General features: G+C 68.6%; 17 protein-coding genes and 1 riboswitch. Of the genes, 4 read left to right on the top strand and 13 right to left on the bottom strand.

The features are described from left to right. The first annotated feature begins 81 nt into the window (after positions 1 to 81). Complete coding sequence (locus ACE37B_RS17450) at positions 82 to 2190, top strand: hypothetical protein (RefSeq protein ID WP_409924615.1); 2109 nt, start codon at positions 82 to 84, stop codon at positions 2188 to 2190. Positions 2191 to 2200: 10 nt separating this feature from the next. Here the strand turns inward: ACE37B_RS17450 and ACE37B_RS17445 are convergent, their stop codons facing one another. Next, the gene (locus ACE37B_RS17445; protein WP_409924614.1) at positions 2201 to 2749 is read right to left on the bottom strand and encodes an MOSC domain-containing protein; all 549 of its coding nucleotides are present in this window, start codon (positions 2747 to 2749) and stop codon (positions 2201 to 2203) included. 72 nt (positions 2750 to 2821) lie between these two features. Between ACE37B_RS17445 and ACE37B_RS17440 the strand changes: the two genes are divergently transcribed. Then, on the top strand, positions 2822 to 3577 hold the full coding sequence (locus tag ACE37B_RS17440; protein ID WP_409924613.1) for a class II aldolase/adducin family protein: 756 nt from the start codon (positions 2822 to 2824) through the stop codon (positions 3575 to 3577). Positions 3578 to 3599: 22 nt separating this feature from the next. Here the strand turns inward: ACE37B_RS17440 and ACE37B_RS17435 are convergent, their stop codons facing one another. The 11 genes from ACE37B_RS17435 to ACE37B_RS17385 form a co-directional block, all read right to left on the bottom strand. Beyond that, positions 3600 to 4493 carry an EamA family transporter gene (locus ACE37B_RS17435; RefSeq protein WP_409924612.1) on the bottom strand — a complete coding sequence of 298 codons (894 nt, stop codon included), beginning with the start codon at positions 4491 to 4493 and terminating at the stop codon, positions 3600 to 3602. 13 nt (positions 4494 to 4506) lie between these two features. Further along, the gene (gene zwf, locus ACE37B_RS17430) at positions 4507 to 5985 is read right to left on the bottom strand and encodes a glucose-6-phosphate dehydrogenase (RefSeq protein WP_409924611.1); all 1479 of its coding nucleotides are present in this window, start codon (positions 5983 to 5985) and stop codon (positions 4507 to 4509) included. After that, a complete protein-coding gene (gnd, locus tag ACE37B_RS17425; RefSeq protein ID WP_409924610.1) occupies positions 5982 to 7004 on the bottom strand; it encodes a phosphogluconate dehydrogenase (NAD(+)-dependent, decarboxylating) in 1023 nt (340 codons plus the stop codon). Before gnd ends, zwf begins: the two co-directional genes overlap by 4 nt. Before the next feature lie 62 nt (positions 7005 to 7066). After that, positions 7067 to 8581: a hypothetical protein gene (locus ACE37B_RS17420; protein WP_409924609.1), complete on the bottom strand. Its 1515-nt coding sequence runs from the start codon at positions 8579 to 8581 to the stop codon at positions 7067 to 7069. Continuing rightward, on the bottom strand, positions 8578 to 8841 hold the full coding sequence (locus ACE37B_RS17415) for a hypothetical protein (RefSeq protein ID WP_409924608.1): 264 nt from the start codon (positions 8839 to 8841) through the stop codon (positions 8578 to 8580). Before ACE37B_RS17415 ends, ACE37B_RS17420 begins: the two co-directional genes overlap by 4 nt. A 39-nt stretch (positions 8842 to 8880) precedes the next feature. Then, entirely contained in the window at positions 8881 to 9933 is a 1053-nt protein-coding gene (locus ACE37B_RS17410) for a GNAT family N-acetyltransferase (RefSeq protein WP_409924607.1), read from the bottom strand. Continuing rightward, entirely contained in the window at positions 9930 to 11552 is a 1623-nt protein-coding gene (locus ACE37B_RS17405; protein ID WP_409924606.1) for an ABC transporter permease, read from the bottom strand. The genes ACE37B_RS17410 and ACE37B_RS17405 overlap by 4 nt, the downstream gene beginning before the upstream one ends. Further along, positions 11528 to 12574, bottom strand: a complete 1047-nt coding sequence (locus tag ACE37B_RS17400) for a thiamine ABC transporter substrate binding subunit (RefSeq protein WP_409924605.1) — start codon at positions 12572 to 12574, stop codon at positions 11528 to 11530. Before ACE37B_RS17400 ends, ACE37B_RS17405 begins: the two co-directional genes overlap by 25 nt. Then, entirely contained in the window at positions 12571 to 13260 is a 690-nt protein-coding gene (locus ACE37B_RS17395; RefSeq protein ID WP_409924604.1) for a thiamine diphosphokinase, read from the bottom strand. The genes ACE37B_RS17400 and ACE37B_RS17395 overlap by 4 nt, the downstream gene beginning before the upstream one ends. Continuing rightward, positions 13250 to 13360, bottom strand: a riboswitch (TPP riboswitch). Its footprint overlaps the gene before it by 11 nt. 18 nt (positions 13361 to 13378) lie before the next feature. Then, the gene (locus ACE37B_RS17390; RefSeq protein ID WP_409924603.1) at positions 13379 to 14116 is read right to left on the bottom strand and encodes a TSUP family transporter; all 738 of its coding nucleotides are present in this window, start codon (positions 14114 to 14116) and stop codon (positions 13379 to 13381) included. Positions 14117 to 14134: 18 nt separating this feature from the next. Continuing rightward, a complete protein-coding gene (locus ACE37B_RS17385) occupies positions 14135 to 15025 on the bottom strand; it encodes an alpha/beta hydrolase (protein ID WP_409924602.1) in 891 nt (296 codons plus the stop codon). A 68-nt stretch (positions 15026 to 15093) separates the two neighbouring features. Here ACE37B_RS17385 and ACE37B_RS17380 point away from each other — a divergent pair, with 68 nt between their 5' ends. Continuing rightward, positions 15094 to 15921: a phosphodiesterase gene (locus tag ACE37B_RS17380; protein ID WP_409924601.1), complete on the top strand. Its 828-nt coding sequence runs from the start codon at positions 15094 to 15096 to the stop codon at positions 15919 to 15921. Between the two features lie 50 nt (positions 15922 to 15971). Here ACE37B_RS17380 and ACE37B_RS17375 read toward each other — a convergent pair whose 3' ends face one another. Continuing rightward, entirely contained in the window at positions 15972 to 17408 is a 1437-nt protein-coding gene (locus tag ACE37B_RS17375; protein ID WP_409924600.1) for an amidase, read from the bottom strand. A gap of 79 nt (positions 17409 to 17487) precedes the next feature. Between ACE37B_RS17375 and ACE37B_RS17370 the strand changes: the two genes are divergently transcribed. Next, positions 17488 to 20187: an efflux RND transporter permease subunit gene (locus ACE37B_RS17370; RefSeq protein ID WP_409924599.1), complete on the top strand. Its 2700-nt coding sequence runs from the start codon at positions 17488 to 17490 to the stop codon at positions 20185 to 20187. Positions 20188 to 20225: the final 38 nt, after the last annotated feature.

The following is a 20225-nucleotide window of genomic DNA, read 5'->3' as shown; positions in this document are numbered from 1 at the left end:
GCGGCTCATCGGTGACTCATCGGTGGTGCGTAGGTTGCGGCTGGTGGGCATCTGGGTCTGTCGTGATGTGAGGGAGTTGTGATGTCGAAGTCTGGTGTGGGCCGTGGTCGGTTGGCGTTGGTGGGGTTGGTGACGGTGGGGTTGTTGGCTGCGGGTGTTGCGGTGCGGGCGCAGTCGGATGGGGGGTCGGGGTCGGTGTTCGTGCCGGTGGTGCCGTGTCGTTTGGCGGATACGCGTCCGGCGCCGGTGGGTGTGGGTTCGGTGTCGACGTTGGGTGCGGGGGAGTCGTCGACGTTCGAGGTGTGGGGCGACAACGGTGAGTGCGAGGGGATCCCGTCGTCGGCGACGGGGGTGTCGTTGAACATCACGGCGTTGGGTGCGTCGGCTCCGAGCTTCTTGACGGTGTGGCCGTCGGGTGATCGTCCGACGGCGGCGTCGTTGAATCCGTTTCCGGGTCAGCCGCCGGTGCCGAATGCGGTGGTGTCGTCGTTGTCGGGTTCTGGGTCGTTCGATGTGTTCAACAATGCGGGGTCGGTGAATGTGGTGATCGACGTGAACGGTTATTACATCCCGTCCGAAGGCGGCCCAGCTGGCCCAGCGGGCCCAGCCGGTCCGCAGGGCGAGATGGGCGAGGCCGGCGCCGTGGGTGCACAGGGTGACACTGGAGAGGCCGGCACCACTGGCCCGAAGGGCGATCAGGGAGACGTCGGCGATCCCGGTCCGAAGGGCGATCAGGGAGACGTCGGCGATCCCGGTCCGAAGGGCGATCAGGGAGACGTCGGCGATCCCGGTCCGAAAGGCGATCAGGGAGACGTCGGCGATCCCGGTCCGCAGGGCGATCAGGGAGACGTCGGCGACACCGGCCCGAAGGGCGATCCCGGTCCGCAGGGCGATCCCGGTGCGGCCGGTGTCGATGCGGAGTCGCCGGCTCGGGTGATCTGGGTCGCGGACGACGGCAGCGGTGACTTCCTGCTGTTGTCGGCGGCGTTGGCGTCGATCACCGATGCGTCGGCGAGCAACCCGTACCTGGTGAGGATCGCGCCCGGCGCCTACACGGAGACCGCGTCGGTGGCCCTGAAGAGTCACGTCGACGTCGAAGGTTCTGGTCAGGGCGTCACCACCATCGGTTGTGCGTGCGCCAGTGACTTCTCGACGCCTGGGGCGACGATCCATTCGGACGGGGTCGTCGCCGCACAGATCCGTCACCTCGCGATCGCCAACACGGGTGGCGACCTCGGATCGGTCGGGATCTACAACACCGGATCGCTCACCATGCTCCACGTGACGGCCACCGCAGCCGGCGGCACGATCAGCAACGTTGCCATCTTCAACACGAACTCGACGACGATCATGTCCGATGTCACCGCAACCGCGAACGGCGTCGGCGGTGTGGCGGCCGTGGGCATCACCAACGTCGACTCGACGGCGACGCTGACCGACGTGGTCGCAACCGCCACCGGCGGATCAGACACCCGCGGGGTGCAGATCGACTCCTCGACGGCGACGTTGACCGACGTCGTCGCGACCGCGAGCGGCGGGCAGTGGGCCATCGGCGTCGAGATGATCCAGGCGACCGCGACGATGGCCACCGTCACGGCGTCCGCCGACGGCGCGGAGGACATCAATCAGGGGGCCCGTCTCATCATGGACTCGTCGATGACCGTTCGGAGTTCGTCGTTCTCTGGCGCCGGGAGTACGGATCCCTTCTTCGGTAGCTCTGATACCAGCGTGAGTCTCGCCACCGGATCCACGGCCAGGGTGGCTGATACGACGCTCGCCGGCGCTGTTCAGGGTGTCGGCATCACCTGCGTCGGTGCTCACGACGATGCGTTCGTTGCGCTGTCGGACACGTGCGGCCCGATGGCTGCGCCTGGAAGCCTCCGCTGGGCAAAGGTCGATGCGGACACCGATGGTGCGACGTTGTTGGCGGGATCGGGTGTGAGCTCCGTCGCGCGGCAATTCGAGGGAAGCTTCAGCGTCACCTTCGACTCGTCCGTGGTCGGATGCGGTTGGACCGCGTCCCTCAACGACAACGCTGCGGGTTCTTCGGTGCCCGGCGAGATTTCGGTCGAACTCTTCTCCGGCGCTGTCGCCGAACCCAGGCTGTGGGTCAGGATTTACGACAGCGCTGGAGTTCTCGTCGACCCGTTGGGCGACGACGGTTTCACCGTGATGGTCACCTGTCCGTGAGCGCGACCGGTCAGATCTGCTTCATCGGCATCGGCTCGCCGGGCGGGAACGACACGGCGATCTCGTCGCCGGTGGTGATGTCCCCACCGTTGACCACCACCGACATCACCCCGGTCTTGCGGAGCAGCGTGCCGTCGTCGTCCCGGCCGAGCATCGCGCCTTGCAGACCGTCTCGGAACGAGTCGAGCTGCACGCACGGGTTGCGTAGCCCGGTGAGGACCAACAGCGCCTCGCCGATGCGCAGCGTCGTGCCGACCGGCAGGCGGATCAGATCCAGCCCGCTGGTGGTGATGTTCTCCCCGATCTGGCCGGGCGAGACGTCGAAGCCGGCGGCGTTGACCTCCTCGAGGAGTTCGGCGGCGACGAGGTGGACCTGCCGCAGGTTCGGCTGACTCGGGTCACGTGCGACCCGCGACCGGTGCGTCACCAGCGAGCCCATGTGCGCGTCGCCCTCGACGCCGAGACCTGGGACCACCGAGATCGACGGACACGTCCGCTTGGAGAACTCGTGCTCGGCGCTGCGATGTACGGCGACGACGTGACCGGTGGGAGGTGCCATACCCCCGAACGTAGCCACGCCGGATGAGCATCCGGGTTGACAGATTCCGCTCGGCGGGGGCACGGTGTGGGCATGGACGACAGCGAGTATCCGAGCTTCGACGGGGTCGAGCCATATGGAACGTCCCGCGACGTCGACGCCGAGCGAGCGCACCGCAAGCGCATGTGTGCGCTCGGTTACCGCATCTTCGCGGCGATGCGCTGGGGACAGCTCGGCGACGGGCACGTGTCGGCTCGCGATCCGGAACAGCCCGATCACTTCTGGTTGCTCGACTGGGGTGTGCCGTTCGGTGAGGCGACCGTCGACCGGCTCGTCCTCGTCGGGCCGGGCGACGGCATCGAGGCGGTCAACACCGCCGGCTACAACATCCACGCGCCGGTGCTGGCGGCGCGCCCCGACGCAGTGTCGGCGGCGCACACGCACACCCAATTCGGTACGCCCTGGTCGGCCAACGTCGAGCCGTTCCGGGCGATCAGCCAGGAGTCGTGCGCGTTCGTGTTCGATCAGGCGATGTTCGATGACGAGGAGGTCGAGGTGCTCTCGATCGACGGCGGCAAACGGATCGCCGCCGCGATCGGTGAGCACAAGTTGTGCATCTTGCGCAATCACGGGCTGTTGACCGTCGGCCAGACCGTCGAGTCAGCGGTGGGGTGGTTCGTGATGGCCGAGCGGGTCGCCGAAGTCCACGTCAAGGCACCGAACGGGCGAGCGATCAGCGACGAGGCGGCTCGGATCGCGGCGTCGACGCTGTCGCCCGAACACACCGGCTGGCGCATCTTCCAATGGCTGCAGCGCAGCGTCGTCCCCGACCCGACCGTCGTCGACTGAGCACCTGGCCGGTCGCTGGCCGTCAGCCGAGGGCGACGACGCCGACGACGCCGAGCATCACCAGGCCGCTGGCGAGGTACTCGGCGCGGCGGTGGCGTTCGTGGAGCCAGAACGCCGAGATCGCGAACGCCAACACCAACTCGACCTGGCCGAGGGTGCGGACCTTGGCAGCGCTGGTCAACGTGACGGCCAGTGCCCAGCACGCGGAGCCGGCCAGGCTGAGCACGCCGACCGGGAGCGCCGGTCGCCAATGGACGGCGACCGAACGAAGCGCAGCCCGGTCGAACAGCGCGAGTTGCGCGCCGTTGATCAACGCCTGGATCGCCAGCATCGCCGTGAGCGTCACGAGCGCGCGGTTCCACGTCGGGGCGTCGCCGAGCGAATTCGACGCGCCGCGGATCCCGGCGGCGGCGAGGGCGAAGCCGAGGCCGGCCGCTACGCCCATCAGCGCCGCCGGGTCGGCCGCGCTGCGGGCCACGTCGGAGAGCTTGTCGGGCGCAGCCAGCCACGCGACGCCGACCATGCACACGATCGCTGCAACCCAACCGAGTGGTGCAAGCGGCTCACCGAGCGCCACCGCCGAGACGATGGCGACGAGGATCACCTCGGTCTTCACGTAGACGGTCCCGATGGCGAAGTCACGCAGTTGGAACGACCGCAGCAGCGCGAGCGTGCCGAGAATCTGCGCGACACCGGCACCGGCGATGATCGGCCAGAACCGCCAGGGCGGAGTCGGCAGCTCGGCGCGGAACACCACGAACGTGATCGCGAACGCCACGAGTGCCATCGGGAACCCGTACGCGTAGCGGACGAACCCAGCGGCGTTGACGTTCAGGTAGCGGCGCAGTTCGTGTTGGCGAGCCGTGCGCAGGATCTGGAACGTCGCGGCGAGCAGCGTGATGGGAATCCACGCCACGGTGGTGTCGGAGCTATCTCGTCGGCGACGGCGGATACCACACGTCGCCGTCGGCGAGGAGGTGATCGGCCTCGGACGGGCCCCACGACTTGCGGAAGTACGGGTAGATGGGGCCTGGCTCGTCGAGGGCTGGCTGCACGACCCGCCAGGTGCTCTCGACGACGTCCTGGCGGGCGAAGCGGCGCAGCGATCCGAGCAGCGCATCGCCCAGCAGCCGCTCGTACGCGTCCTGTCGCTCGCCGAGCGCGGCCGCGAAGTCGACGTCGATGTCGACCTCCTGGCTGTCGAGATTCGGCCCCGGGGTCTTGGCCTGCAGGGCGAACGTGACGCCGTCGTTCTTGCCGAGCCGCAGCCGGATCAGGTTGCGCTCGGGCGGCGGGCTGCCCGCCTCGTCGAAGAGCATCCGTGGGGGCTCGCGCAACTCGACGACCGCCTCGGTCGCGTTCTCGGCGAGCCCCTTGCCGACCCGGACGTACCAGGGCACACCCGCCCATCGCCACGAGTCGATCTCGAGCCGTGCCGCGGCGAAGGTCTCGACGTCGGAGTTCTCGTCGACGCCGGCTTCGTCGCGATAGCCGACGTACTGGCCGCGCACGAGCGCGGAACAGTCGATCGGGCGCATCGCGTTGATCACCTTCGCCTTCTCGTCCTGCAAGAACCCCGAGTCCGGCCCGGCGGGCGGCTCCATCGCCAACAGTGCGACGACCTGCAGGAGGTGGTTCTGGAGCACGTCACGGATCGCGCCGACCCCTTCGTAGAACGACCCGCGGCCTTCGACGCCGATCGTCTCCGACATCGTGATCTGCACGCTGCGCACGTAGTTGCGGTTCCAGACCGGCTCCAGCAGCGTGTTGGCGAAGCGGAACACGAGGAGGTCCTCGACGGCTTCCTTGCCGAGATAGTGGTCGATGCGGAAGATGTGATCCTCGGGGAACACCGAGTGCAGCGTGCGGTTGAGTTCGATCGCCGAGTCGAGATCGCGCCCGAACGGCTTCTCGACGACGATGCGGCCGCGCTCGTTGAGCCCCACCGACGCCAGTTTCTCGGCGACCATCGGGAAGATCGTCGGCGGGATCGCCATGTAGAACACCGCAGTCTTCGAGCCGTGGCGATCGAGCGTGTCACGCAGTTCCGCCCACGTCGCCTCGTCGGCGTAGTCGCCTTGAATGAGATCGAGGCGCTCGCGCAGCGACGCCATCACCGGTGCCTCGACATCGTCGACGTGGGTGTCGATCGACTCGGTCGCGTGGGTTCGGAAGTCCTCGTCGGACCAGTCGCTTCGGGCCACGCCGATCACCGGCACCTTCAGCGACCCCGAATGTTCGAGGTGGTAGAGGGCCGGGAACAGCTTGCGTTTCGCCAGGTCGCCGGTGGCGCCGAACAGGACGAGCGCGTCGGCCTCCGGTTGATGAGTCTGGATCTGGGTCGTGTCGAGATACGCACCGCCGCGGAGTTCGCCCACGTTCACCGTGTCATTGCCAGCGTCGCTCACTGGGCCGAACCCTTCGTCTCCTGGTGCCCGCCGAAGCCGGCGCGCATCGCCGAGAGGACCTTGTCGCTCACGTCGGAGCGGCCGCGCGAGCTGAAGCGTTGGAACAGCGCCGCCGACAGCACCGGCACGGGGACGCCTTCGTCGATCGCCGCGTCGATCGTCCAGCGGCCCTCGCCGGAGTCACCGACGTGACCGGCGAACGCGTCGAGGTTCGGGTCGGCCAGATACGCCTCCGCAGTGAGGTCGAGCAGCCACGAGGTGATCACCGACCCGCGTCGCCACACTTCGGTGACCTTCGCGATGTCGAAGTCGAACTGGTAGTACTCGGGCTGGTCGAGCGATGCGGTCTCGGCGTCGGACTCGTGTCCTGGCTTGCCGATGTCGGCCTTCGCGAGGATGTTGAGCCCCTCGCCGAACGCCGACATCAATCCGTACTCGATGCCGTTGTGGACCATCTTCACGAAGTGGCCGGCGCCGGCCGGGCCGCAGTGGAGCCAACCCTGTTCCTCCGGCGCCGGGTCGCCCGAACGTCCGGGCGTGCGCTCGGCCGCTTCGACGCCCGGCGCGAGGGTCTCGAAGATCGGCACCAAGCGCTCGACGGCGGTGTCGTCACCGCCGACCATGAGGCAGTAGCCGCGCTCGAAGCCGGCGATCCCTCCGCTCGTGCCGACGTCGACGTAGTGGATGCCCTGCGGCTCGAGCACCTTGTTGCGATCGACGTCGAGGTGGTACCACGAGTTGCCGCCGTCGATCACCGTGTCGTCGGCGTCGAGGAGCGGCACCAGACGGTCGAGCGTGGCGTCGACGTAGGCGGCGGGGATCATGATCCAGATCGACCGCGGTGGCTCCAGAGCTGCGACGAGTTCGGCGAGCGAGTGTGCGCCGACGAATCCCTCGTCTTCGAGTTCGGCGACCGCCGCGTCGTTCACGTCGAACACGACGCAGTCGTGGCCTCCGTCGCGCAGTCGTCGCACCATGTTGGCGCCCATCCGGCCGAGTCCGATCATGCCAAGTTGCATGCGTCCAGCCTGCCACGAACCCGACGAGCTCGCGACCCGCGCTGGTCGCATGAGCGAGCACGTCACGGGTCGGCGCCGGCGGCGTTGACGACCGTGACCAACCAGTTGCGCACGCGGGCCTCGTCGGCGGCGGGCAGGTCGAGTTCGACGAGGAGCCGCTCGAGGCTCGACGCATCGACCGGCTCGGACGCGCCATCGGGGTCAGCGAGCTCGCGGAGCCGTCGAGCGGCCGGGTCCGAGAGCGAGTCGAAGCCGGCGAGGCGCCAGGTCTCATCCGACGCTGTCACGTGCTGCAGGGCCAGGAGCGCGATCACGCCGTCGAGGCGCTCGACGGTGTTCGCATCGGGCACCCGTTCGGGACCGTCCGTCAGCAGGTGCCCGCTGGCGAAACGGAACAGCGTTCGAGTGACGAAGCGCACGGTCGCCGATCCTGGAGCGAGCCCGATCAGGCCGTCGACGATACCGATCTGGCCCGATGCGTGCCGGAGGTGCGCAGCGAACGCTACGTCGAAGCGACGCTGCGCGACGTATCGCCCGTCCGAGAAGATCAGCCGCACGAGGTTCACCGACGCGGCGAGCTCGGACCCCAGCGCCGTCGCTGCGCCAACCGGGTCGCCGGTCACCGCACCGGCGATCGACAGTCCGACCGGCACCGCCCGATCGACGACCTCGGCCATGATGCCCACGAGGGTGTCGTGCGCGACCTGATCGACCACGATCCGCGAAAAGAGCGCCACGAGGTCGTCGTGGTGGACCGAGTCGTCGACGATGTCGGCGACGTGATTGCCGTGGTCGAGCTGCGGGGCGAGACCGGACGCGACCGCCGCGAACCCGACCGCCAACCCGCGGGACACGCCCGGCGGGAAGTCGCCGCGCCCGGCCCACGGCAGAAACGACAAGAAGCGTTCGCGGGCGTCGACGGCGTCGATCACGGCGGTCGCGACGAGGCTCGCGACGACGTCGGTGTCGAGGCGGGAGTCGGTCATGATCGCCCCCATCGCCCACTCGTCGTCGAGCAGCAGATCAGCTGCACCGGGACGGGTGGTGAGATAGGCGAGCGCCGTCGACGTCACGTCTCCACGTTCCGCGGGGTCGCCGTCCCCCCGGGTCGGTTCGGCCCCGAACCGGAAGGTGAGCATGTCGAGCAACCATGCAGCCGGTGCGCCGCCCGCCACAGCGGCAAGGACGACCAGGTCACGATCACCGAACTCGACGAGTCGCTGTGCGACGTCAGGGTCGTCGTGGGCTCGTAGGACCATCTCCGCAGCAAGGTCCTCGAACTCGCTCTGATCGACCGGCACGAAGGTGCCGCCGTGGTCGACGTCGAGCTCGAGCAGACGATCGATCAACCAGTCGGTGTCGCGGCCACGCAGCGGTCGGTACGTCGCCAGGTGTCCGGCGAGCGGGTCGTGACGTTCGATCGCCGTCAGCACGGGCATCCACTGGCTTTCGAGCACGACCCGCAAGGCCGAAGCGGCGTCGACGTGCGACAGCGGCCGGAGTGCATCGATCGCCACCAGCGTCTGGCGCCGGAGGTGGCGCACCCGATCGAGGTCGTAGCCGACGGGCGCGCTCACCCGAGCACCCGCGCCAGGTACTCGAGTTCCTCGGCGCGCAGCTCCAGCTCCCACGCCTCGCGGCGCAGCTCCTCGGCGGCTTCGTGAACGCGTCGCTGCGCGTCGATCAAGACTCGATAGCAGGCGGCCGGTCGCGGCCCGCGCCAGGTGTCGATGCCGGCGTCTCGATCGAGGTGCATGGCTGGCGTGGTCTCGATGGCGGCCGCCAGCGCGCGCAGGCTGGCGGCACGGCTTCGGAGTGCGTGAGTTGAGTTGGACATGCACGCACGCCGTGGGTCCCGGGCCCGGCAATCGGGAAGTCAGTCGAGGTCGAACCGCACGACTCGATGGGGAAGCCCGGTCGTCGCATCGACGAACTCGCCGCCGACCAGGCTGAACCCGTGACGCTCGTAGAAGCCGAGCGCCGTCAGGCGAGCGTTGGCCCAGACGTGTGTCGCTCCCGATGCCCGCGCTCGTTCGATGCCGGCGAGGAGCAGCAGCGACCCGAGCCCGGATCCGGCGAGCCCCGGTTCGGTTGCCATGCCCCGCAGCTGTACGCCGTCGTCTCGCTCGATCCATGTCGAGACAGCGACGACCTGGTCGGCGTCGTCCACCGCGGCGAGATGCGTCGAGGCGCGGTCGTCGGGCCAGTCGACTCCGGCGTCCGGATCACCGTGACGCAGGACGCGCCGACGAAGGTCATGTGTCGCTGTCGACTCGACCACGACGACCCGGTGATCGCCGCCGGAGAGGTCGTGCAACTCGGCGACACGGTCGGCGATCGCGCCGGCTTCATCCGGGTCGTGGGTGACGAGGATGGCGGTGATGTCGGCATCGGCGAGCAGCGCCGCCAGATCGACGACCAGTTCGTCGTGGCGGTCGCGGTCGAGTCCGGTGAGCGGTTCGTCGAGGAGGACCACCGCAGGTTCGACGATCAGCGTCCGAGCGAGCGCGACCCGCTTCGCCTCACCACCCGACAGCTCGGTGACCCGCCGATCCCCGATGCCGGCGAGCCCGACGCGCACCAGCCACTCGTCGGCACGTGCGCGCCGTTCTTCGCGGGCGACACCGGCCATCTTGAGCCCGAACGCCACGTTGTCGCGGACTGAGCGGTGCGGGAACAGTTGGTTGTCCTGGAACACCATGCCGACGCGGCGGCGATGGATCGGCAACCTCGTGACGTCGACGCCGTCGAGGTGAACCGTGCCGGCGTCGGGCAGCACGATGCCGGCGATCACGCGCAGCAGGGTGCTCTTCCCGGAACCCGACGGCCCGAGCAGCGCGACGACCTCGCCGCGTTGCACGTCGAGCGAGACGTCGCGCAGCACGTCGACACCATCGAACGACACCGAGATCCCGTGGAGGGCGATCACCGCCGACGTCCGGTGGCGAGGTCGTGTGAGCGATCGACGAGGAGCACGACCGCCATCGTGGCACCAGCGAGGATGGTCGCCAGCGCATAGCCCTTGGCCTGGAGCAGCGAACCCGTTCGACCGAGGAGCTGCTCGATCGCGATCGGCAGCGTCTCGCCACCGCTGCGCGAGAGGAAGCTCGTCGCCCCGAACTCACCGAGGGAGATCGCGGCGGCGAGGGCGGCGGCGACGGCGAGCGGACGCCACAGGTGGGCGACGGTGATCTCCCACCAGGCGCGCACAGGCGACGCTCCCGAGGTCGCCGCGGCGTGTCGCAGGCGTGGGTCGACCGACCGCAGTACGCCCAGACACGTCCGCACGACGAATGGTGTAGCGACCAGCGCGTGCCCGACCGGAACGAGCCACCACGACGAGCGCCAGTCGAACGGTGCGGTGTCGAAGGTGATCAGCATGCCGAAACCGATCGTGACCGCCGACGTACCGAGCGGGAGCATCAAGCCGGCGTCGAGGAACCGGCCAGAGCGTCCTGCGGCGGCGATGGCGAGGCTTGCGAGTGCTCCCGCGATCACGGCGAACGCCGTCGCCCACGCAGCGGTTCGGATCGAGTTGACCAGTGCGTCGAGCGGGGCCACGCCGACGCTGATGCCCGGTCGCACCTCGGCCGATCCCAGTGTGGCCCATGCCTGCCAGGTCCATCCGCTGGGAGACGAGACCGATCTGGCCACGAGGGCGGCAAGGGGGACGACGGCGACGAATGCGGTCGCCGACGCGACGACGCCGACCGTCACCCGTTCGCCAGTCCGGCGAGGCCGCTGCGGTCGGGTCAGCGGCCGGAGCGCCAGCGCTCGGCTGTGGCGACGTTGAGCGACGGTCGACCACGCCGCGACGGCCCCGAGCACGCCGAGCTGCAGCATCGCGAGCACGGCCGCCTCGCCGATCGCTCCGAGCTGTGTGGCTCGCCGCCACACCTCGACCTCGATCGTGCGCGTGCCGGGGGCGCCCAGAATTCGGATGACGCCGAACGACGTGAAGGTGAACAAGAACACGATCGCCGCGGCGGCGGTGAGGGCTGGGCGGATCAGCGGCAGGGTGATCTCGCGGAACGTCGTGAACGGCCCGGCATGCAGCGTTGCGGCAGCGTGTTCCATGTCAGCAGGCAGGTGTTCCCACACCGCCCCGACCGTGCGGACGACGACCGCGAGGTTGAACACGACGTGCGCTGCCAGGACGGCCCACACGGTCCGGTCGAGCGAATCGGGGAGCAGCGCGAGGAACGCCGCACCCATCACGACCGTCGGCATCACGAACACGGCGGTGAGGACGCTGACGAGCGTCCGGCGGCCCGGGAAGTCGAACCGGGCGATCACCCACGCCGGTGCGAGACCGACGAGCAGGGTCAGCGCTGTCGACACGACTGCCTGCCACGTCGTGAACCAGACGATCTGCCACGTGCGCCCTCGAGAGAACGTCGACCGAACCGACTCGACGTCGATCGCCTCGACGATCAGCGTGACGAACGGCCAGAGGTAGAAGACGACCAACGCCGCGGCCGGGGTCGCCGCGAGCGCGACGACCAGCCGTGGCGGGAGTTCGTTCAGCCGATGACCAGGTCGGTCCACGCGTCGATCCACCCCGAGCGGTTCTCGTCGATGACGGCCGGGTCGAGCGAACGACTCGTCTCGGGGATCACCGCGAAGTCCGTGAACGCTGCGTCGAGTTCGACCTCGGAGTTCGCGGGGAACACGAAGACGTTCATCGCCAGCTCGGCCTGGAAGCGCTCGTCGAGCAAGAAGTCGACGAGCTGGCGGGCTTCGTCCGGCGCGTCGGTTCCCGCGAGGATGCCGGCGAACTCGACCTGGCGAAAGCAGGTCGACTCGACCACGCCGGTCGGCGCAGCGTCGAGTTCGGTCTCGGCGAACAGGACCTCGAACGGCGGTGACGAGCCGTAGCTCACGACCAGCGGCCGGTCGCCGCCGGCGTAGCTGAACGCTTCGTAGTACGCCTGGGTCCAGCCGTCGACGACCGACACGCCGTTGTCGACGAGGCGCGACCAGTAGTCCTGCCAGCCGTCGTCGCCGTACTCGTCGATCGTGGCCAACAAGAACGCGAGGCCGGGTGACGAGGTGGCCGGGTTCTGCACGACGAGCATGTCGGCGTACGCGGGGTCGGCGAGATCGTCGAGCGTGGTCGGCGGCTCGACGCCGCGAGCGGCGAGTTCGGCGATGTCGTAGTTGATGCACACGTCGCCGAAGTCGACCGGTGTCGCCTCGCCGTTCGGGACCAACGCCGTGAACTCGGCGGGCACGGTGTCGAGGCCCGCCGCGGTGTACCGATCGAAGATGCCGGCGTTCACGGCGCGGGAGAGGAACGTGTTGTCGATACCCCACATGACGTCGCCTTCCGGATTGCCGGCCGTCAACTCGGCTTTGGCGAGCATCGTGCCGGTGTCGCCGGCGACGAGGATCTCGACCTCGATGCCGGTCGACTCGGTGAAGGCGGCGAGCTGTTCGTTGATCGGCGTGTCGGCGGTCGGGAACGACTCGTACGTGACGAGCGTGAGCGCGCGGGGATCGTCGCCGCCGCCGCACGCGGCGAGCGTGAGTCCGGCGATGACGAGGGCGGCAAGAGGGCGTCGGTTCATGTCGGGGTTCCGTTCGTGAGGGAGGGTGCAGGGACGTCTCGACGTGGGCGGTCGAGGATGGTGAGGACGCCCGAGGAGATCGTCACGTCGACGACACCGTCTGGATCGACGACTTCGTTGCTGACGCCGAGGCCGCTCACCGACGGCACCTGTGCCTGATCGAGTGGCCAGCGAACGCCGGTCAAGCCGACTTTTTCTCCGGGCGCACCCAATGCGAGCACCGACATCGTCGAACCGACCTCGAGGTGCAGTCGGCGACGACCCGGTCCGTGGACGACGTCGAGATGTTGACCATCCCACCAGCCATCGACGATCGGAACGCCGGTGAGTGCCGGCGCGCTCAGCGCCCCGATCGCAGCGAGCGTGTGATCGAGTCGGTTGCCACCACCGACGAGGGTGATGCGCTCGGGGCGCATGTCGGCGGCGAACGACAACGCCAACTCGGTGTCGGTCAGGTCCTTGTCGGGCGAGTGTTCCGAGATCGTCGCGTGTTCCCGCGCCCAGGCGAGTCCGTCGGCGCTGACCGAGTCGAGGTCGCCGATCAGACCCGAGGGCCGTAGACCGGCGGCGAGGGCATGGTCGAGGCCGCCGTCGACGCCGAGCACGATGGCGCTGGCCGGGATGAGTTTGGAGATGTCGGGAGGGAGCGGAGCTGCTCCTGTCACGACCACGATGTGTTCGTTCACGGTGACTTCCTACGCCGGCATGATCCGGATCAGGTTCTCGGGTCGGTGACGGCGTGTCACCCTCTCAGCTCGTCGTTCCACGAACTCCCCGTCGGGTTGTGCTGACGACCCTACACGGTCAGGCGAAGGTCTTCACACCGAGTGCGACGATCGACACGCACAACATCGCGATGATCGCCAGGTCGAACCCGCGAGCGCTCACGCGATCGCGCAGTCGCGTGCCCACCGGAATCGACGCCATCACCGGGACGCACGCGAGCAGCGACGCTGTGACACGGCCCGAGAGCTCACCGGTCGCCACGAGTACGACGAACTGAGCGAACGCGCCGACGAAGAACAGCGAGGTGACCGAGAAGATGTGTGCGCCGCGAGGAAGGCGGTACGAATGCACCCACGACCCGGCGATCGGGCCCGAGATCCCGATCGCCCCTTGGAATCCACCGGCGAGGAGGCCGACGCCCGGTGAGAGTCGGCGGCTGCGTTCCGGCCCGACGCGCAGATCGGGCTTCGCGAAGAACATCGCGACGTAAGCGACGATCGCCACGATCAGGATCACGACCAGCGGGGTCTCGGGCAGATTGACGAACGCGATCGTGCCGACGACGGCACCCACGACGCCGGTGACGGCGAGCACGGGCAGGTCGCGCGTCTCGGCGATGTGGGAACGCTCACGGAACGCGAGGGTCCCGTTCGCCAGCACGTTGGCGAACGCGATCGTCACGACGGCGTCGTCGAGGTCGATGAACAACGCTGCGATCGGGATCGCGATGATCGGCAGTCCCATCCCCGTGACCGCCTTGACCAGCGCTCCCGCCACCACGGCGACGAGGATGATCGCCAACTCGGTCGTCGTCATCGCAGTTCAGGCCGCCGCTCAGTGGCGGGTGTGTGCCCGGATGAACCTGGCGGCGTGATCGAGCGCGGCGTCGGCTTCGGGCATCACTCCGGCCAGCATCGGGAACACGTGCCACATCCCGTCGGCCAGATCGAGTTGCGCATCGACGCCGGCCTGCTCCGCGCGGTCGGCCAGTCGCGTCGAGTCGGAGAGGAGCACTTCGTCGGTGCCGGTCTGGATCAGCATCGGTGGCAGCTCGCTCAGGTCGGCGAAGAGGGGGGAGAGTCCGGGGTGGTCGAGTGGTGTCTCACCGGCGTACAGGGCGGCGCTCGCCGGAAGCAGGCTCGGCTTGATGACCCGCTCGACGTCGGCCTTGGTTCGCATCGAATCTCCCGACCCCGTGAGGTCGGTCCACGGCGACAGGAGGTACGCGCACGCAGGGAGCGCGTCCCCGGCATCTCGCAGCGTACAGAGGGTCGCGAGGGCGGCGCCTCCGCCTGCCGAGTCGCCGGCGATGACGATGTGTCGCGGATCGATCCGACCAGCGAGGTCTCGATACGCGGCGACGCAATCGTCGATGGCCGCCGGGTACACGTGCTCGGGCGCGAGCCGGTAGTCGAGCACCGTCGCCCCGGCACGAGACTGACGTGCGAGTCGAGCCACCATGGCGATGTGACTCTTCGGTGAGCCGAGGCTGTACCCGCCGCCGTGGAGGTAGAGGAGGTGACGGTCGCCGTCGACGGCATGGGGCGTGGCGACGATCGCGGGCACACCTCCGACCAACTGGTCGGCGTAGGAGACCTTGCGCGGCCGCGGCACCTTGTCGAGGCGATCCATCGACGCTCGCCGGACCTCGATCGGCGCCTTCTCGTCCTTGATGAACGAGGAGATCGAGGAACGGATCACGCGCGCTCGCAAGCTCAGGCTCATCGGTACACGTTACGCCGATCGGCCGTCGGTTGCCGCGGGGTTGGCGGGGCTGTGGAACACTCGTGCAGGTGACCGACCAGACGGCCCGCCAGGTGTTGATCGGCCAGTTGACCGACACCCACGTGCTCGCTCCCGACGATGACACGACCGAGGTGTTCGTCGACAACAACGCTCGCCTCGCCGACGCGGTGGCCTCGATCAACGCCGAAGAGCCGGGCCTCGATCTCGTCGTCGCGACCGGTGATCTGACGAACGACGCCCGTGCCGACGAGTACGACGAGCTCTGCGACCTCCTCGGCGGCGTCACCGTCGATCTGTTGCCGCTCCCGGGCAATCACGACGAACGAACCGAGTTACGCGGCCGATTTCCCGACGTGCCGTGGGCCGGGGCCGAGCACGCGAGTTGGGTCGCCACGGTCGGTCATGTTCGAGTGATCGGCCTCGATTCGACGCGACCAGGCCACCACGGCGGCGAGTTCGATGACGACCGGGCGGCATGGCTGAGCTCGGTCCTCGCCGAGGCGCACGACGGCGTGACACTCCTGGCGATGCACCACCCACCGTTCCGTTCCGGTATCGACTGGATGGACGCCAATGGCTTTCTCGGCCTCGACCTGCTCGCCGAGGTGGTGCACGGTCAACCGATCGCTCGGATCATGTGCGGTCACCTGCATCGGCCGATGGGCTCGTCGTTCGCCGGCATCCCCGCGCAGGTGGGCATGTCGACCGTGCAGCACGTCGCGCTCGACCTCCGAGGCGTCGGTGCGATCGCCGTCATCGACGATCCGGTCGGCTATCAGATCCATCAGGTCGTCGACGACGCGGTCGTGACCCACAGCCGCTACATCGGCACCGGTCTGCCCATCGTGCCGAAGTGGGCCGCCACGTTCCGCTGACACACCGTCGGGCGAGAAGCGACAGAGTGGGTCTGACCCACTCTGTCGTGTCAGGTGGTGGGGCGGCGGTGCGCCCAGGGATGCGCCGCTTCGAGTTGCGCCGCGACGCGGATGAGGAGGTCCTCGCGTCCGTACTGAGCGACGAGTTGGACGCCGATCGGCAGCCCGCCCTCGTTCCAGTGCAGCGGGAGGCTGATCGCGGGCTGACCGCTCGCGTTGAACGGCGGCGTGAACGCGATGAAGCGAGCGGCGCGCCGCATGCCGGCCATCGGGTCGTCAGGGAGCGCGTCGTGTTCGCCGATCTCGACGGGCGGCTCGCACAGCGTCGGTGTGAGGAGGAGATCCCGGCCCTCGGCCCACCAGCCCTGCACGCTGCGGCGGAACTCCGACACGGCGGCGAGCGCGGCGCCGTACTCGACACCCGACACTCGCTTCGCGTACTGCGCCTGGGCCCAGTTGACCGGTTCGACCTCGTCGGCGGTGAGGTCGCGCCCGAGCGTGGCGCCCATGTTGGCGATCCCCAACGCCATGTTGGTCGCCCACATCGCCATGAAGCGCGAGCGAAACGAGGTGTCCTCGAGCGCCGCCGGATGGCCGTGCGTGACGTCGTGGCCGAGTCCTTCCAGCATCGTGGCCGCCGCTCGGACGGCGGTGACGCAGTCGTCGTGCAGGAAGTCGCCCTGCGGATGCGTGTCGAGGAGCCCGATGCGGAGACGCTCGACGGGCGCTCCGACCTCGTCGAGGTACGGACGGCTCGGGGCGGGCGCGATGACGTTGTCGCCGACGCCGGGACCCGCGACCGCGTCGAGGAGGGCGGCGGTGTCGCGAACGGTTCGGGTCACGGCGAAGTGGACGCCGAGCCCGGACTCGTCGCGTTCGGGGCCCATGGTGATGCGGCCTTGCGAGGGCTTGAGGCCGACCAGTCCGCAGCACGATGCCGGAATCCGGATCGAGCCGCCGCCGTCGGATGCGTTCGCCACTGGCACCATGCCTGCTGCGACGGCCGCTGCGGCACCGCCGCTCGACCCACCAGGGGTGTGCGCGGTCGACCACGGATTGCGTGACGGCCCCCATGCCGTCGGCTCGGTCACCGGCAGTGAGCCGAGTTCCGGGCTGTTCGTTCGTCCGAGCGTGACGAGCCCGGCGTCGCGGAATCGGGCGACGAGTTCGGTGTCGTGATCCGAGATCGGCATCGCGTCGCGCAGCGCGGCGTTGCCGTTCGACATCGGGTGTCCGGTCGAGTGGGCCCAGAGGTCCTTCAGCAGCGTCGGCACACCGGCGAACGGGCCGGTTCCGGCGTGGGTCGCAGCGGCCGCACGGGCGTCGTCGAACCAGCGGATGTTGACCGCGTTCAACGATCCGTCGAGGCGTTCGATCCGCTCGATCGCCCCGTCGACCAACTCGCTGGCGCTCACCTCGCCACGCGCTACGAGGGCCGCCTGATCGGTGGCGTCCATCCACTGGGTGTCGTCTGCAATCGAAGCCATGACAGTTCTCTAGCAGACGTGACCAGCACCACAGCGCACGAGTCGCGCGCCGTCGTGGCCGTCGATACGGTCACGCCACGTGAGATTCTCCCCGATCACGGCCATCGCAACCACTGCCAGTCGGCGCTGGAAGGTGACGATGGCCGCGCTCGTGGTCGTCGTCACGGCTGGCCTGTCGGCGTTCGGGTTCGGACTCGACCGGGAAGGTTTCCCGCCGATCAACACGCCGATCTCGATCGTGACCGGCACCTACTTCGTCGACGACGCCGAACGCGTCGACGCTGATGTCGTCCAACCCCTCGTGGAGGAGTTCGCCGCCGTCGACGGGGTCGTCGAAGTGTCGAGCCAGGCTCGCCCGAGTTCGTTCGGGATCACCGTCGAGTTCGAGGACTCGATCGATTCCGGCGACGGCACCCAGCGACTGCTCGACCTCGGGGCGCAGCTCGATCCGACGGTGGCGGAGTCGGCGACTGTCGACTATCTCGCCGTGAACGCGGCGAAGTTCGCTGGGCAGTACGACGCGCTCGTGTCGATCGTCGGACCCGAGACGGCAACGGCGGACGAGTTCCAGGAGCAGGCGGCGTTGTTGGCCGACTACCTCGTCGCCGACACCGCGATCGAGGTCGCGGAGGTTCGTGATCTGCTGTCGGAACAGATCAACCCCGGTACTGGTGAGTTCGAGCAGCGCGTCACCCGTTTCACGCGCGTCGCGCTCGAGCCCGGTCCGTATCGCGACGCGATCGCCGTCGGCCTGATCCGCCCTGAATCGACCGACCTCGACGTGCTCGACTTCAGCGATCGGGTCGACGGGTTGCTTTCGGCCGAGGCGAACCCTCTCGGCGATCGCTTCGACGCCGAGATCACGCTCGACTTCGCCGTCGGGGTCCGCCAACAGCTCGGCTCACTGTCGAGCAACTTGCTCACCGGTCTCATCGCCGTGGCGCTCGTCAGTCTCGTGTTGATCGGGTGGCGTGTCGCGATCATGACGGCGCTGTTCATGGGGCTCGTGCTCATGGGAGCGCTCGTCGGCCTGTGGGCCGTCGGCTACACCCTGAACACGATCACCCTGTTCGGGCTCATCCTCACCCTCGGGCTGCTCGTCGACGACGCGATCGTGATCTCGGAGTCGATCGACGCCAATCGAGACGACCCCGACGAGTCCGAGTCCGACGAAGCGGTCGGCGTCGTGCGCCGCGCCATCGGCCGCGTCGGCAGCGCGTCGTTCGCCGGCACGCTGACCACGGTCGTGGTCTTCTCGCCGATGTTGTTCATCGGCGGCATTCTCGGCGAGTTCATCCGCCCGATCCCGTCGACGGTCGTCGTCACACTGTTGCTGTCGTTCCTGTTCTCGATCGTGTTCATCCCGATGCTGGCGCGTGTGATCCTGCTCCGGTCCAAGCCGTCGGGTCCGAATCCGATCGTTCGTGCCGAGCGGGCTGCGGCGCGTGCGGCTGGCCGGGTCGCTGCGTACCCGGCGGGCAACGGGTGGCGGGGCCGGGCGGCCGGCTTCGGGCTCGCTGGTGTCGCCGTGGTGGCGGTGATGGCAGGCGGTCAGGTAGCCGGTGGCCTGGGCTTCAGCATCTTCCCGTCGGGCAGCGATTCGAACGGCCTGTCGATCGTCGCGGAGTTCCCGGCGGGCACGACGATCGACGAGGCCGACGAACGTTCGCGCCAGATCGACGACATCGTGATCGACGTCCTCGGCGACGAACTCGATCGGTCGCAGTACCTGCGCGGCAACGAACGGCTCACCGAGACCTTCGTCGACCTGACGCCCATCGATTCGCGGTCGACGACCGCGCCGGAATTCGTCGAGGAGATCGAGGCGCGAGCGGCCAGCGTCGACGGTGCTCGCATCACGATCGGCCAACTCGAGAACGGCCCACCGCCCGTCGAGTTCCCGTTCGCCGTGCAGATCTCCGTCGGCGACGACACGGTCGCAGCGGGTCAGGCGCTCGCCGACGACATCCGTGCCGACCTGATCGGCCGTGAGTTCATCGTGGGCAACACCGTCGTGACCGTCACCGACTCGATCGTGTCGACCGATGGCGAGGTGTCTCGGGTCGACGGCCAGCGGATCATCGAAGTCCGCGCCCAGTACGACGAAGACAGCGGGATCTCCGGGTTCCTGAACACCACCGAGTCGTACGTCGGCGACGCGTTCCCACCCGCGGATGTCGAGGCCCGCGGACTCTCTGCCGACGCGCTCGCCTTCGACTTCGGACTCGAATCCGACAACCAGGACGATTTCGCCGCACTCGGCGTGGCCGGTCTCGTCGCGCTGCTGTTGATGCTGGTGCTGATCACGATCCAATTCCGGTCGCTGGCGCAGGCGGGACTGATCTTCCTCGCGATCCCGTTCGGGTTTCTCGGCGTGGCGTCCGGTCTCGCGCTGACCGGCAACCCCTTCAGCTTCCTCGCTGCGGTCGGCTTCATCGCGCTGATCGGCGTGGCGGTCAACAACACGATCTTGCTCGTGGACGCGGCCAACCAGGAGCGTCGGGCCGGCTCGTCGCCGGGGGAGGCGATCAGGTCGGCCGTCGAATCGAGGTTCCGCCCACTGGTGGCGACCACGATCACGACGATCGCCGGTTTGCTGCCGCTCTCGATCTCCGACCCGTTCTGGGAGTCGCTCGGCTTCACGCTCATGGGTGGACTGGTGACGTCGACGATCCTCGTGCTGATCTCGTTCCCGGCGTACTACCTCGGACTCGAGGCCGTCCGCACGCCGGTCCGGAACTGGGGGCGCCGCCTGCGCGGTCGCCCCGAGATCGTCTGACCGTCGCGGCGGATCGGTCGAGGCGTGCGCCTCGCCGG

Origin of the sequence: Ilumatobacter sp., from assembly GCF_046290335.1 — a bacterium.
Classification (GTDB): Bacteria; Actinomycetota; Acidimicrobiia; order Acidimicrobiales; family Ilumatobacteraceae; genus Ilumatobacter_A.
This window is presented reverse-complemented; position numbering and strand designations above follow the sequence as displayed.

Coding starts and splice junctions, on each gene's coding strand:
- ACE37B_RS17450 (WP_409924615.1), top strand. CDS start 82: ATGTCGAAGTCTGGTGTGGGCCGTGGTCGGTTGGCGTTGGTGGGGTTG.
- ACE37B_RS17445 (WP_409924614.1), bottom strand. CDS start 2,749: ATGGCACCTCCCACCGGTCACGTCGTCGCCGTACATCGCAGCGCCGAG.
- ACE37B_RS17440 (WP_409924613.1), top strand. CDS start 2,822: ATGGACGACAGCGAGTATCCGAGCTTCGACGGGGTCGAGCCATATGGA.
- gnd (WP_409924610.1), bottom strand. CDS start 7,004: ATGCAACTTGGCATGATCGGACTCGGCCGGATGGGCGCCAACATGGTG.
- ACE37B_RS17415 (WP_409924608.1), bottom strand. CDS start 8,841: ATGTCCAACTCAACTCACGCACTCCGAAGCCGTGCCGCCAGCCTGCGC.
- ACE37B_RS17400 (WP_409924605.1), bottom strand. CDS start 12,574: ATGAACCGACGCCCTCTTGCCGCCCTCGTCATCGCCGGACTCACGCTC.
- ACE37B_RS17390 (WP_409924603.1), bottom strand. CDS start 14,116: ATGACGACGACCGAGTTGGCGATCATCCTCGTCGCCGTGGTGGCGGGA.
- ACE37B_RS17385 (WP_409924602.1), bottom strand. CDS start 15,025: ATGAGCCTGAGCTTGCGAGCGCGCGTGATCCGTTCCTCGATCTCCTCG.
- ACE37B_RS17375 (WP_409924600.1), bottom strand. CDS start 17,408: ATGGCTTCGATTGCAGACGACACCCAGTGGATGGACGCCACCGATCAG.